The organism is Marinobacter sp. 3-2, assembly GCF_003751355.1.
Classification (GTDB): Bacteria; Pseudomonadota; Gammaproteobacteria; order Pseudomonadales; family Oleiphilaceae; genus Marinobacter; species Marinobacter adhaerens.
Genome location: NZ_RJUQ01000014.1, coordinates 323,213 through 336,011, shown reverse-complemented (window position 1 = coordinate 336,011; position 12,799 = coordinate 323,213). Strand labels below are relative to the sequence as shown.

Here is a 12,799-nt window from a genome sequence, read left to right as displayed (position 1 = left end):
TGAAGTTTCTAGTTTTCGCCATCGTCTTCACCTGATTCATTATGTGAGTGATCATACACTCAAAATCAGGTGGCCAGATTTACTATGCCACTACACCTGGGGTTTCTGACCCAGCTTGGGCCGAGAGCCTTGCTTTTGATCTCAGTATCATTCGAGGCAGAGTAATTCTACGAGAAGTCGCCTTGATCAACCTTTCTAAGCAGAGCTTGCAGTTCGAGTATCTTTATTGGATCGGAAAAGCAATCGACAGGCCTTTTCCCATTCAGAGCCGGAAGCGGTGCCAATAACCACAGGATCGCACTCTCTACATCCCCTTCGTAAACATCAATCACATCGCGAACAGTCGTTTGTGCCATTGTGCGCAACTGTGTTTCAGATTGATTCTCCATAACGTTTGCCTCTACGAGATTTGAGAAATTGCATTCAGCGCTTACTAGTAGGAGTTTGCTCTGTGGTATCGAGCCCCTGCCTCACCCATAATTTGAGCATACGAAGAGCTGCTGCGTATTCCGGCGAACGTGAATACCTATACCGGTTGAACGTGAACACGTCATTTCTTAACGCATCACTTACCGGAGTTTGTACTCCGGGTGTTCACGTTCAGTTAATTTCCTGAAGTCGTTTTCTCATCGATACCGAAGCAACGGACCGATCCAAATCGCAACAGTCACGCAGATGCCAAAGTAAAAGCTAACGGCCGCAAAGCGGACATTCGGGTTGGACAGTAACGCCCGGTTCACGCAGCGGTTTGGAGCCACTGACCTACCCCTGCATTTACTCCACCCAGAATATTCAAATCCGAATACAGTGCTCGTTGTTTTTCGGAGAAAGCTTGCGGTTCCTGGTGTTTCGTTCTGACTTAGTACACTTTAGTAATCGTTCCTACTAAATTAGTAAACTTCACTACTAAACAGAACTAAAGAGCTGACATGGCGGTCTCAGCCTTTTGATCGTTCATGTAAACGCCTCAATATAAAGGCCCATTACCATGTCAGTGACTTCAGCGCCCTAGTGGTCGGTTTAGTTTAGCCAAGATCCGTGAGTCGCATTGGTCGCAAAGCGGACATTCAGATTTAGGGATAACGCCGCTCAGCACGCGGTTACGGAATGGAGGCGAAGCCACAATGCAGTAGCCGTCGCCGTGGCTGGCATGGTTATATCTTTGCACCAGCCTTGATTATAGTAACTTGGGCAACAGCAACTATGAGCTCCCCGTCATCCCCAATCGCAACAACGTTGCACTGGCAGACAGCTTGGTTCTTTCTCGACGAAATGCCTGTCGCCTTGGCCACTAGTTTTTGCCAATAGCAGGACGCAGAGAATTAATCTTGTATTCGGAGGTAGGGTTCCGACAGCCGAGACTCACCGTAAACCATATTAGCCCGCGTTATGGACAAATTAGGTCTATTGTTGTTGGAATGAGCAAAGGTATTAAGGGCACATTAAAGGTCTCGCCGGACCTCTCATATCTTGCAGGGAAAGCGCTATGTTTCCGACTTCATTGAGAAATTCCACCGTAATTGTCATCGCTACGATCTGGCTGGCAAGTTCAGCTCTCGCTGACACAACCCCCTCCATCGACTGGAAGTCGTTACCGGTTGAAGAGATTACGCTGTTCTACCCTGGGCAATCGAGTTTTCAGTGGCTGCACAGCCCGGAACACCCCGGTGCGCGTAAGGTGGGACGTGGCACCGGCTGCACGCGGTGCCACAATGGCGACGAACAGAGCATGGGTAAAGACATCGTCTCAGGTGGCCAGCTGGAACCCAATCCCATCGAAGGCAAGAAAGGGTCACTGCGATTGGCTATCCAGGCGGCCCACGATGAGGAAAACCTGTACCTCCGATTCAACTGGCGGACGCAAGCCGATCGGCCCGGCATAATGCACAACTATATGCGTTACGATGGTCAGGCATGGGCGTTCTATGGCGGTCCGCGGTCTGCGAAGCGTGTGCGTCAGGGACAGGAACCGCCCCTGTACGAAGACCGTCTTGCGGTCATGATCGACGATGGTGATGTGCAACGTTTTGCCGAACAGGGGTGCTGGCTCAGCTGCCACAACGGCATGCGGGACATGCCGGGCGAACCTACAACCGAAACGGTCCGTTCTCACCCGTATCTGGGCGACGGTGGTCTGGGTCGAAAGGACGTGCGCAAATATATTCCGGTTTCGCGTACCGACGCATCCGCAAGCTGGGACAAGGTCAAGCCAGCGGAGGTTCTGGCGCAGATCAAGGAACGAGGAATGTTTCTGGAACTGATGCAGTGGCGAGCGGCCCGTAGCAACCCGGTTGACATGGCAGACGATGGCTATGTGCTCGGATACCGCCTTTTTGACGAAGGCCAAAACCCGTTCTCCTGGAACGTTGATCGCGACTCCATGATCCCCAAATACATGTTCGATCCCGAGAAAGTGGGCAGGAAATCTCTCACCATAGCGGACATCGAGAGTGTCCCGAAGCCAGCGGCCCTGATCCGCGAGGAAAACGCTACCCTGTATGACCCCGACGCCGACTGGCGGGAGGGCGACGTACTTCCTGGCCGGCTTCTGAGTCGCGTCGACGCTCGCGGGTCGGCGGCGGACAATACGCGGATTAGAGGCAAGTGGGAGGACGGCAACTGGGTTGTGACCTGGATCAGGCCGCTGGACACTGGCAATAGCGACGACATCGCCCTGGAGCGCGGCAACACCTACACCTTCGGCTTTGCCATACATGACGACAACGTCACAACGCGTTTCCACTTTGTGTCATTCCCGGTTTCCGTTGGGATTGGCCGAGGCGGAGATATTACAGCCGTCAGTCTGGAATAACCTTTGTGTGCGGACAGACACGGTGCTGTCCCCCGCTCTATTTTCAGTGTTCCTGGCAGTTACTCACGCCCATGGCGTTTTGGTCGTAGTTGGGTGAGAGGCATCAATGTTCGCTTTTGTTTAGGTATTGCTTGGGATGCGGGAGGTCGCAAAGCGGACATTCGGGTAGCCGATCAAGAACTTTGAACTGGTCTCCGTATGGACTTCCCCCGATATGTATGACACCCCCTCTAATGGATTGGACTTACCCAGTTAATAACGCAACTCAAGAAAGCTTTATGATCGCCCCCCAGATCCGTAGGCAGTATTGAAAAAAGGCAACCCTCGCTTGTTAATGCGGAAGGCCCTGGGCAAGGAGATTTGAACAGGGGAATTTACTTTTACTGTGCTCAAGAGTCTTCCTGAACAAGAGCAACGAGATCGTGTCTGATTTCTTCTTTGCTCAGGTCCGGCCGCATTAACAAGCGAGGGTTGCCTTCGCGATCAAATACATAAATCGCGCTACTGTGGGAAACCGCATAGTTGCCGTCTGGGCCAGGTTCGTCATAACCGAAGGTTGTCCGATAGCGTTTAGCCAGTTCCCGAAGTTGCTGCTCTTTTCCGGTGAGACCGACAATATTATCACCGAAAAAATCGACGTATTCTGCGAGGCGCTCAGGCTTGTCACGTTTGGGGTCGACACTCACGAATAAAGTGAGCACTTCGTCCTGAAGCTCTGGAGACAAGCCACTGGTTGCCTGATTAAGTTTTTGCAGGGCAGTCGGGCACACATCGGGGCATGAGGTAAACCCGAAAAACAGCATTCTTACGCGGCCACTGTAATTGCTGCCAGATACAGGGTCGCCCTGGCTGTTGATCAGGTCGAACTCAAGCTCAGGCATCAGGCCACTGATGTTTTTCCCATGCCAGTCTTCGTCGTTGCCGAGGCAACCCGTAAGCAACATGGCCAAAACCATCATTGAAATGGCCGGTACGATTTTGGTGGGCTGTCGCCAGAAACCGGTCCTCATGAGGTTGTTTCCTTCAGTTTTTTGGGATGATTGGTATATTTTCCGTCCTGATGCATGGCTCGCCGGAGCATCAGAAGAATGCCAAGGATGCTCATCATGGCTGGAGGGATATAGGTCAGCATGCCGCCCAGAAGCTGGTCGACTTCCGGGTCCAGCGGCCAGGCTCTGCCACAGACTTCGTAAACGTCGTAAACCATGTCACGTGAGAACACGATCCACGCCCCAAGAAACATCTGAAGCACACCTGCGGCAGCCAGAACCAACATGCGTCTGCCATACCCAAGTGATGAGGTGATCGCCGGCGGTCTTGGATCAAAGATCAACCACCAGAACAGCAGACCATCCAGCAACATGCTCCAGTTCATGACCCAGTACAGATCCCGGCTGAGCATGGCGTCGAAATGGATCGATGGCCACAGCCAGAAATAAATGAGCCCAACAAAAAGGAAAAGGGCGATGAAGGGCTGTTGCAGAACCTGATAAATCCAACCCAGAGGCCGGAGTTTGCGTTTCCAGCCCGGGCTTATTTTTTCAAACCAGAACCGCATGACCGGCAAGGGGTTGGACAGTGCGATCAGGATAGGTCCGATGTGATGAAGAATCAGGTGCTGGCCCCGATGAACGAAGAACATGTACTGCGCGTAGTAATCAAAGCGGGTCTGCATCACCGCATAACAGATTATTACCCCCAATGTGAAAGCAAAGATTCGCAGCGCGCCCGGCCGATCCTGATCCGGCATCCGAAGCAGTCCGATGCCATAGAACCCCATCACGAGCATGTAGCTCAGCACGGTTAGCGGCGAGAAATCGTAGGGTAGAAGGTAGTCTAGCAGTGACATAGCGTTGCCGGTTCTGGTGTTGTTATTTCGATGACTCTACCTTGGACGTCACAAGGTCGTACAGTTCCTGAGGCCCCAGCCGACTCAACTTTTCTCCGTTAACGTAGAATGTCGGCGTACCAGAAATTCCGACCCCTTTAACGTCCGCAGCATCTTGTTGAATAATGCCGTCAATTTCGGGAGAGTTCATACTGGCACGGGCGGCCTCAACATCGAGTCCCGCTGACTTTGCTGCATCCCATGCTGCCTTGATATCGGGGTCATCATGCCATTGGGGCTGTGCCTCCATGACAGCGTCAAGCACCGGCTTATAGACCTTCTGTTCGCGAGCCGTCTCCAGGATTCTGACGGCCTCCTCCGAGCCTTTGTGAAACAAAACGTAGCGCAGGACCAGGCGCACTTTTTCCGGGTACGCAGCCTGAATCTGTTTCACATAGGGATGCATAGCCCGACACCCTTCGCAGGAGGGATCGAAGAACTCAACAATGGTTACCGGTGCGTCTTCGGGGCCTATGATAGGAGAATAGTCCCTTACCAAGGGAGTTTTGTCGACAGTGGCAGTTTCGCTAGTAACCTGAGAGCGGTCATATACAACAAAAGCGGCAGTGAATACCGCTAGGCAGAAAAGGATGAGGCTCACGACCAAAGTTCGGGTTCGCACGTTAGATCTCCATATATTTTTTGATTAGTTTTATTGGTGTCAGACTTTTAAGTGTTTGGTAGCAGCCGCTTGGGCACCCACCTCAGATAGAACATCATTCCAAACAGTTCCACTAACGACTGGACGACAATTACCACAACGGCCGCCGCCCAGGCTTCTGGCATTGACAGTTCCAAAGGTAAAACCACAAAGGAGTTGCGCGTGCCAAGGCTGAAGACAATCGTTCGTCCGGTCTCGGGCGGCAACTGGAAGACCTGGCGCAGGACTTTCCCAACCAATGCCGCTGCTAGTAGATAAGTCGGAAAAAGAACCATCAAGATCCAGACAATGCCACTGGTACTGGCGATCTGGCTGACCTGTGCCATCGAGATTATGAAGAGTATGATTGTGAGTAGAGGAACTGGCATCAGTCCCGTTGCGCGAACGAACCGGGAAGTTCCTCTGGAGTTTTCGGCCCATGTTTGCGTCAGAAATGCCAGGATAAGCGGAACGACAATCAGCCCGATAAAGGCAGGTAGGAGGTGCCGCTCAAGCTCAAGATTCACCCCAACTGGTTGCCTAGGAAGAGCCACAAGTACAGTGGCAGAAGAACCAATTGAGCAATCAGCAGAACCGGCGTTGCCGCAATGGCTCGGGTGCTGTCCCCCTTCCCCAGATGAGTAAAGGTGACAAACCAGTCGGTACAGGGCATCAGCAATACCAGAAGCACGCCCAGCTTCAGCGCATCATTGTTTGGCAGTGCCAATACCAACAAGGCGGTTATCGCTGGCATCACCAAGAAATTGCCGGTCAGCAAGGCACCCATGAACCGACGATCCCGGAATACACCTGACAGATGAGTCAACGGAGTTTGGGTAAATGTGGCGTAGAGCAGAACCCCGAGTAGTGTCCAGATCAGGTAGTCCGGCACAACCTCGCCGGGAGAAGTCTTCCAACCTACGAAAAGGCCGAGGACAACAGCGATGAGGTAGGCCCAGACCTGATGGCGTTCAATTATGTCTCGCATGGGGTCCTTGCGCCTTGGTGATTCAACAATTAATTCGATGTTACATCTTGAAGAACTTTACGTAGCAGGATTCGCCAACGAAGCTGGCGATACCGGTACAAAATCTGGGCGTATAACCACACCATGACCGTGAGAACGCCCGCTTTGATCTCCACCTCGTCCAAGTAGGTGCAGGCCTGGTTCCCGTTAGGTGAAACTCGAATGACGTGGTCCCAGACGGGGACCAACCCTCCGCCTTCTTTAGTAGAAAGAGTTCGCTTGTTATCGTCGATCTTTTCGAACGTTATTGAATGTCTCCACGCAGGAACGCAGTTAAAAAACTGTAAGCGTGTAACCTGCGTCTCACCTTCTTTCCATTGCTGCGGAAAATGTTTGGCGTCACCAAAACCCAGGAGGCCCTTACAGACAAAAAGCAGTGTTTTGCTTTTCTTGACCAGCGCCCAAACGTCATCCGCGGGCGCGGGAAAGGTTGTTGAGATTTCTACACGCACACTTACATTCCTTGTCAATTGAACTGCGTCGCGCAGTGGGCGGTGTTTGGGCATTGATCATCCTCACGTTCCCATTGGATGGTCGTATGCTGGATGCCAAAGTGCTCTTTGAGCATGTCAGCGGCCTCACTGATAACCTGGTCATCACTTTCTGAATTGGGCTTCACCAAGTGCACGGTCAGGGCATTTTCGGTGGTACTCAGTGCCCAGATGTGAAGGTGATGGGCCGATTGAACGCCAGGTAGATTCTCCAGGCGTTCATGGACTGCCGAAGGATCAATGCCCTTGGGAACGGCATCGACGGCCAGTTTTACGGAATCTTTCAGTAGCTGCCAGGTGCCAACAAAGATCACAGCGGCGATAACAAGACTGACGATGGGATCAATCCAGGTCAGGTTGGTAAACATCAGTACCGTACCGGAGATCACCACGCCCACTGATACCGCTGTATCTGCGGCCATATGTAAAAAAGCGCCGCGGATATTGATGTCGCCTTTCTGCCCTTTGAGAAAGAGCATCATGGTGGCGCCGTTGATCAATACGCCAATACCAGCCACGATCACCACAGTCAGACCCGCAACATCGGCAGGCTCTGTCAGGCGTTGAATGGCTTCCCAGGTGATGCCGCCAACAGCAGCGATCAGAATAAGCGCGTTAAAAAGGGCCGCCAGGATGGTGGTCTTCTTGAGGCCATAGGTCTTGCTGTAGGTTGCCGCTTTGCTGGCAAGCCAGCTGGCTACCCAGGCCAGTATCAGCCCCATCACGTCGCTGAGGTTGTGGCCCGCATCGGCGAGCAATGCCAGCGAACCGGAAAGGACCCCGTACACCGCTTCAATCACCACAAACAGCGTGTTGAGAAACACTGCAATCGCAAATGAACGGTTATGAGTGTCGAAATGATGGCTGTGATCGTGACTGTGGTCGTGCATGTCGGCCTCTATCAAAGAAGGTGTGTATTCAGTCATGAGCCCTGTAGTAGCTATAGGGTCAAATGCATACCGTTGGTTTCGTCTCCTGCTTAGGCAGCTAACCTACCGTTCGCGTGTTTCCTCCAATGCGCGTGCCAAATCCTCTGGTAACGGCATGGGCGTAAAAGCGCTGACGTTTGCGCGCCCTGTGTTTCCAACCGGAACCCAGATGCGGGAGAAGAGCAGGGCCGCAATCGCCCGAGTAAGCTGCCCAAGGACTTCGCGAGCATCTCTCGTCCGCCAACCCAGTCTGAGCATCCGTATATGAGTTCCGGCGTGCGCTAGAGCGTATTTCTGGCTGAGGATATGGGCGCGTTCAAGATTGGTGAAGGCAGACTGGAAATCGCCCCGTTTTTCTGCCTCGTGGGCAGCCTGAAGTTCCGCACCAAAGAAGCGTTTCAATTCACTGTGCATTGATTCCTCCTCCTACTCTCTTCCTTAGTCGCCCGTTTTTAAGCGCGGGTCTTCCACTTGTTCATCGGGACTTTTTTGGGTTCTAAAGCTAGTGGCCAAAATCATGATCACGCCCAGGACTATAAAGACGTCGGCAAGATTGAACGCCGGCCAATGCCAGGATTGCCAATGAAAATCCAGGTAATCGACAACATAGCCTCGAAAAACCCGATCGATGACATTTCCGAATGCGCCGCCAAGTACCATCGCTAAGGCCAAGGATTCTGTTCGCTGATGGCTGTTCCGAATCAGTTTGACCAGAACAGCCGAGACGACAACGGCTATTGCGATAAAAAAGTAGCGTTGCCAGCCCCCGCCATCGGCAAAGAGACTGAAGGCTGCGCCTTTATTCCAAACGTGCACCCAATTAAAAAAAGAGGTGATCTCAACCGATTGCCCGTAAGCCATGGACTGCTGGACGAGCCATTTAACAAGCTGGTCGACCAGCGCTACCAGGGTGGAAAATCCGAGAAAGGTAGGCGTTGAAACACTTGGGCGGTCTTCAGACATCGAATTATCCTTTTAGTGCAAGGATGCGCTTGGCACCAATGAGTACAATGCCACCCACAACGCCGCCAATAATTAGGTCTGGGTAGTTGGAGCCGGTCCAGGCAACAAGAAGTCCCGCAAGGATAACTCCCAGATTGATAACCACATCATTGGCTGAAAAGATCCAACTGGCTTTCATATGGGCGCCGCCCTCGCGGTGTTTGGCAATCAGAAGCAGGCAGCTGATGTTGGCAATAAGGGCCACAGATGCGACGGCCATCATCATCAGCGACTGCGGATCACTGCCAAACAGAAAGCGCCTGCCAACTTCAACGAGTACCCCAGCGGCAAGGATAAGCTGGAGAATACCGGCAACATGCGCCGCTCTGACCTGCATTCGAATGCCATGCCCGACGGCGTAAAGAGCGAGACCATAAACGGCCGCATCAGCAAGCATGTCAAGCGAGTCTGCAATTAGGCCAGCAGACTGCGCGATCAGGCCCATCGTCATCTCGACCAGAAACATCAGGCCGTTGATTGCCAGCAGTATCCATAAAGTGCCGGATTCCTCAGTCTCGTTGGCATGAGACAATTCAGCCGCCCTGAGGGACTCAGGGCTGGCGTCTTCCGTCTTCTGCAAGGAAGCGCCCAGACCCAGGGTTTCCAGTTTGCTGGTAATAGGTCCGGTTTCGCCTTGATGGATAATTTCCAGCTTTCGATTCGATAGGTCGAATGAGAGTGACTGAATGTTGTCAAAACCCGTGAGCGCCATTCGAATCATTCGTTCTTCCGAGGGGCAATCCATCTTGGGCACTTTATAAATGCTGACTTGGGCGTCAGAAGCGGTGGTGGGTCCCTTAAAGCTATTGTCGACGACAGATACTTCACTGCCACACTGTCCATTACAGTCGCTACTCATTTCAGCGGTTCCGATTCTCCCAAAGGTTCCGTTACTTTAAACCTTGTAGCTACTACAGGGTCAATGCTAATCGTTAGTTTTTGGCGACACTGGTGAATCCGCCGCGATTCGACGGCTTGCGGCTTGACCCTGTAGCAACTAAAGGGTTGACGGTTAATAGGTCTGACAAAAAAAGGGGGCGTGCCATGGGACGAAAGATAGCGGTTACCATGCTTTTTATCGTCGCTTTTCTCATGATCTTTGCGGGTTTCAATCCCCGTAAAGTGGACGTCACTGAGAGTGTCGTTGTGAATGCGCCTCGTGCAGATATTTGGCAAGCAGTGACCGATTTCGAAGGCACCTTTCACCGATCGAACGATGCTCACATTTTGACTGAGGTAACGAGCCGACAAGGTACGGGTTTTGTTGATGGGCTTAGGTTTTTCCAGGTCGAAACGGTTGGTGGAATAAAAGGGGTTCTGGACGGGCGCGTGTACGACGTCTTTCCGCCAACACGTTACAGATGGTCAGCCGAAACCACCTATAGCCTTTGGGGGCTCGACATCGTTGACGTGTTCGAGGGAGGAGATTTACGAATTGAAAAGACGGGCTCCGAGAAAGGATGGCGTCTCTCTCATCGGGTATACGGAGTCTTTCCCGATTCTTTCAAAGGCAGAGCCTTGAGTTGGTTCATGTCCGCCTTTATGGATATCGAGTCAGACGCAGCGCGACATACCAGGGTTGAGCTGGAGTACGTCAAAAAGAAGCTTGAACAACGATGAGGCAGGGCAGCAAGAGCGTACTTATCCTTGGCGGCTACGGAGCTGCAGGAACGGCCATTGCAACTCTTTTGGGGCAACGGATCGAAGGCAAGATTGTCTTGGCAGGCCGGTCGCTGGAAAAAGGGCGCAAACGGGCGGAAAAGTTAGATCGCGAAGCCGGTGCCACAGGGCGTTTCAGCGCCAGGTCAGTTGATGTGGCCGACGCTGAACAAACGAGGCAATGCCCGCATGGGCAGAATGTCGTTATTGTCGCGTGTGGTCTTTCGGTGTCTGCAATTGAGAGCCTGGTTCAAGGCTGTATCGCGAATCGAGCTGACTACATCGATATCACGCCGAATCCGCGCAAGCTTGAAATATTTCAGAGCATGCGGACACGCATTGAGGCGAGCGACAGCCGATTCGTACTGGATGCAGGTGCTGATCCGGGGCTGCCTGGGTGGCTGGCTCGATGGCTTTGCCAGGCCTCTACGGGGACAGTGACGGACATTAAGATGTATGGGCGTTATCGATCCGCCGACATAGGCTGGGGCGGTGTTGCCGACATCCTGACTGCCGCTGAAAGCCAGGGTTGGAAATATAATGGTGGATGGATACACTCCCGTGTTTGGGACGTTCGATATAGAAGGTTTGAAGGCGGGTTGGGAAGCAGCATCTGTGTTCCGGTTTTTCTGGATGAACTTCAAGCCTTACCGCAGGAGCTCTCCCTTGAGCGCTTCAGCTTTTACCACGCTGGTCTCAACCCGGTAACCGATGCGCTGATGACGTTCGAGAGAACCGGCATACTCGGATGCTTCTCATTCGAATCGCGTCAACGCGCATTCTATTCAGCTCTTCAGCGCTTTACCAAAAAGCCCTTCGGCCTGGTATTGACCGCAGAGAGCCGAGCTGATGGCGCATCGCGCCGAATATCAATTGGCCATTCTGATCTGTATCGCGCAACCGCAATCCCTGCCGCGATCCTTTGCACGTCTCTTATGGAGGCTGCAGGCATGCGCCCGGGCTATGGATATCTGGGTGAGTGGGCCAGTCAAGACAAGAGGTTTCCCGATAAGCTTCAGGAAGAGGGGTTCTGGTATCGATTTGGTGAGTAGTACGGGAAGTGAACAGAAAAATCTGATGGATGAATCTGGAGTCAGACGGAAAGCGCTTCCGTGCCCACGACGCAATGTATGAAGACGGCCGCTTATATTCAAGTTCAATTCAGTGTCAAAGGATATAATAGCAAGTTTTTAACTTAGGTTATTGAAATAAATCGAAAAAATATTTAAATGTAACAGTTTTGCAATAGGTACAAGGCACCATCTACTCAGCATTTGAAAGACTTCAAGTGTCATTTTGAATCTATCTAATCTGAAGAGGTGTCCATGAATAAGTGTCTATCAATGTTGGTGTTTGGTGGGGTTGCAGTAACTTCAATGAATGCACTCGCGGCGGACGGTCCTATCCTGTACGGCAAAGCCAATGTTTCGTATGAAAACCAGGACGACGGTAATAGCGATACCTGGAAGCTCCAGAGTAATGCGTCCCGTCTGGGGGTAAAAGGGGCGCTCAATACCGACCTCGAAGGCTTGGAGGCGATCTACAAAGCAGAATTTGAAATATCGATTGATGATGGAGATAAAGATGGCCAAACCTTCTCTCAGCGTAATATTTACGGTGGCTTCAAGCAGGCGAACCTTGGTGCACTGATTGCGGGAAAATTTGACACACCTTTAAAGTCAGCGCAGGGCAAGGTTGACCAGTTCAACGACCTACAGGCGGATATAAAAAATATCATGGCTGGTGAAAATCGGACCAGCAACATTGTTCAATACAGTTCCCCACGTCTGTTTGATGCTGTGGGCGTTAGTGTTGCCGTCATCCCGGGTGAAGAGCAGTCAGCTGGGGCAGAGAACGACGGACCCGCGGATGCAGTTTCCAGCTCTTTTACGTTTGAGAACGAACATTTCTACGGCAGTATTGCCTACGATTCTGATATCGAAGATTCACTGGAAGCCGATTCCAGTGGCGATAGTCGTCTCAATATCCTGCGAACCGTAGGGAAGGTCCGATTGAGTAACTTTGAGGTCGGTGCAGTTTACCAGTTAGCAGAAGAAAGCGATGGCCCTGGAGAAGATACGTCTTATCTGGTTGGCGGTGCCGTTAACCTTGAGCGTTGGAAGATCAAGGCGCAGTACGGACTGACAGAAGCTGAGACAACAAACGAGGAGCTAACCCTGCTGGCCTTGGGGCTCGATTATAAACTGGCTAGCAAGAGTAAGGTTTATGCTTACGTGTCTCAGGTGGAGGCGGACTTGGCTGACTCTGAGGACTCCACATTTGGTGTGGGCTTCGAGCATAAGTTTTCCATGTAGGGTCGAGCGCGGTCGCTGAATACAGGGAGACCGACG

Annotated in this window: 15 protein-coding genes; 4 read left to right on the top strand and 11 right to left on the bottom strand. The window is 52.1% G+C overall.

All coding sequences use genetic code 11. The features are described 5' to 3' along the window. Positions 1–167: 167 nt before the first annotated feature. Positions 168–389 (bottom strand): antitoxin Xre/MbcA/ParS toxin-binding domain-containing protein, encoded by a 222-nt coding sequence (locus tag EDB94_RS14180; RefSeq protein ID WP_108019757.1) that lies wholly within the window; start codon positions 387–389, stop codon positions 168–170. A 1,097-nt stretch (positions 390–1,486) separates the two neighbouring features. Between EDB94_RS14180 and EDB94_RS14175 the strand changes: the two genes are divergently transcribed. After that, positions 1,487–2,812, top strand: a complete 1,326-nt coding sequence (locus tag EDB94_RS14175; protein WP_108019755.1) for an ethylbenzene dehydrogenase-related protein — start codon at positions 1,487–1,489, stop codon at positions 2,810–2,812. A gap of 389 nt (positions 2,813–3,201) precedes the next feature. On the opposite strand, the gene EDB94_RS14170 is transcribed toward EDB94_RS14175, so the two are convergent. The 10 genes from EDB94_RS14170 to EDB94_RS14130 form a co-directional block, all read right to left on the bottom strand. Further along, positions 3,202–3,822, bottom strand: coding sequence for an SCO family protein (locus EDB94_RS14170; RefSeq protein ID WP_108019753.1), 621 nt, complete (start codon positions 3,820–3,822; stop codon positions 3,202–3,204). Beyond that, the gene (locus EDB94_RS14165; protein WP_108019751.1) at positions 3,819–4,661 is read right to left on the bottom strand and encodes a cytochrome c oxidase assembly protein; all 843 of its coding nucleotides are present in this window, start codon (positions 4,659–4,661) and stop codon (positions 3,819–3,821) included. The genes EDB94_RS14170 and EDB94_RS14165 overlap by 4 nt, the downstream gene beginning before the upstream one ends. A gap of 22 nt (positions 4,662–4,683) precedes the next feature. Then, on the bottom strand, positions 4,684–5,322 hold the full coding sequence (locus EDB94_RS14160; protein WP_108019749.1) for a thioredoxin domain-containing protein: 639 nt from the start codon (positions 5,320–5,322) through the stop codon (positions 4,684–4,686). A gap of 47 nt (positions 5,323–5,369) precedes the next feature. Next, complete coding sequence (locus EDB94_RS20790; protein ID WP_219908295.1) at positions 5,370–5,867, bottom strand: hypothetical protein; 498 nt, start codon at positions 5,865–5,867, stop codon at positions 5,370–5,372. Further along, on the bottom strand, positions 5,864–6,328 hold the full coding sequence (locus tag EDB94_RS20785) for a bile acid:sodium symporter (RefSeq protein ID WP_219908293.1): 465 nt from the start codon (positions 6,326–6,328) through the stop codon (positions 5,864–5,866). The genes EDB94_RS20790 and EDB94_RS20785 overlap by 4 nt, the downstream gene beginning before the upstream one ends. Positions 6,329–6,357: 29 nt before the next feature. After that, on the bottom strand, positions 6,358–6,819 hold the full coding sequence (locus tag EDB94_RS14150) for a hypothetical protein (protein WP_108019747.1): 462 nt from the start codon (positions 6,817–6,819) through the stop codon (positions 6,358–6,360). A 14-nt stretch (positions 6,820–6,833) separates the two neighbouring features. Next, positions 6,834–7,748 carry a cation diffusion facilitator family transporter gene (locus tag EDB94_RS14145; RefSeq protein WP_108019745.1) on the bottom strand — a complete coding sequence of 305 codons (915 nt, stop codon included), beginning with the start codon at positions 7,746–7,748 and terminating at the stop codon, positions 6,834–6,836. Positions 7,749–7,850: 102 nt separating this feature from the next. Next, positions 7,851–8,201: a DUF3703 domain-containing protein gene (locus tag EDB94_RS14140; RefSeq protein ID WP_108019743.1), complete on the bottom strand. Its 351-nt coding sequence runs from the start codon at positions 8,199–8,201 to the stop codon at positions 7,851–7,853. Positions 8,202–8,225: 24 nt separating this feature from the next. After that, positions 8,226–8,750 carry a signal peptidase II gene (lspA, locus tag EDB94_RS14135; protein WP_108019742.1) on the bottom strand — a complete coding sequence of 175 codons (525 nt, stop codon included), beginning with the start codon at positions 8,748–8,750 and terminating at the stop codon, positions 8,226–8,228. Between the two features lie 4 nt (positions 8,751–8,754). Further along, positions 8,755–9,648 carry a cation transporter gene (locus EDB94_RS14130; RefSeq protein ID WP_108019740.1) on the bottom strand — a complete coding sequence of 298 codons (894 nt, stop codon included), beginning with the start codon at positions 9,646–9,648 and terminating at the stop codon, positions 8,755–8,757. A 185-nt stretch (positions 9,649–9,833) separates the two neighbouring features. Here EDB94_RS14130 and EDB94_RS14125 point away from each other — a divergent pair, with 185 nt between their 5' ends. The 3 genes from EDB94_RS14125 (at position 9,834) to EDB94_RS14115 (ending at position 12,763) form a co-directional block, all read left to right on the top strand. After that, a complete protein-coding gene (locus EDB94_RS14125) occupies positions 9,834–10,409 on the top strand; it encodes an SRPBCC family protein (RefSeq protein ID WP_108019738.1) in 576 nt (191 codons plus the stop codon). Next, complete coding sequence (locus tag EDB94_RS14120) at positions 10,406–11,500, top strand: saccharopine dehydrogenase NADP-binding domain-containing protein (RefSeq protein WP_108019736.1); 1,095 nt, start codon at positions 10,406–10,408, stop codon at positions 11,498–11,500. The genes EDB94_RS14125 and EDB94_RS14120 overlap by 4 nt, the downstream gene beginning before the upstream one ends. A gap of 273 nt (positions 11,501–11,773) precedes the next feature. Continuing rightward, positions 11,774–12,763 (top strand): porin, encoded by a 990-nt coding sequence (locus tag EDB94_RS14115; RefSeq protein WP_260312598.1) that lies wholly within the window; start codon positions 11,774–11,776, stop codon positions 12,761–12,763. The last annotated feature ends 36 nt before the right edge of the window (positions 12,764–12,799 follow it).

What these genes read in the sequence shown, in the direction of transcription:
- EDB94_RS14180 (WP_108019757.1), bottom strand. Translation starts at nt 389, where the DNA reads ATGGAGAATCAATCTGAAACACAGTTGCGCACAATGGCACAAACGACT.
- EDB94_RS14175 (WP_108019755.1), top strand. Translation starts at nt 1,487, where the DNA reads ATGTTTCCGACTTCATTGAGAAATTCCACCGTAATTGTCATCGCTACG.
- EDB94_RS14170 (WP_108019753.1), bottom strand. Translation starts at nt 3,822, where the DNA reads ATGAGGACCGGTTTCTGGCGACAGCCCACCAAAATCGTACCGGCCATT.
- EDB94_RS14165 (WP_108019751.1), bottom strand. Translation starts at nt 4,661, where the DNA reads ATGTCACTGCTAGACTACCTTCTACCCTACGATTTCTCGCCGCTAACC.
- EDB94_RS20785 (WP_219908293.1), bottom strand. Translation starts at nt 6,328, where the DNA reads ATGCGAGACATAATTGAACGCCATCAGGTCTGGGCCTACCTCATCGCT.
- EDB94_RS14145 (WP_108019745.1), bottom strand. Translation starts at nt 7,748, where the DNA reads ATGCACGACCACAGTCACGATCACAGCCATCATTTCGACACTCATAAC.
- EDB94_RS14140 (WP_108019743.1), bottom strand. Translation starts at nt 8,201, where the DNA reads ATGCACAGTGAATTGAAACGCTTCTTTGGTGCGGAACTTCAGGCTGCC.
- lspA (WP_108019742.1), bottom strand. Translation starts at nt 8,750, where the DNA reads ATGTCTGAAGACCGCCCAAGTGTTTCAACGCCTACCTTTCTCGGATTT.
- EDB94_RS14130 (WP_108019740.1), bottom strand. Translation starts at nt 9,648, where the DNA reads ATGAGTAGCGACTGTAATGGACAGTGTGGCAGTGAAGTATCTGTCGTC.
- EDB94_RS14125 (WP_108019738.1), top strand. Translation starts at nt 9,834, where the DNA reads ATGGGACGAAAGATAGCGGTTACCATGCTTTTTATCGTCGCTTTTCTC.
- EDB94_RS14120 (WP_108019736.1), top strand. Translation starts at nt 10,406, where the DNA reads ATGAGGCAGGGCAGCAAGAGCGTACTTATCCTTGGCGGCTACGGAGCT.
- EDB94_RS14115 (WP_260312598.1), top strand. Translation starts at nt 11,774, where the DNA reads ATGAATAAGTGTCTATCAATGTTGGTGTTTGGTGGGGTTGCAGTAACT.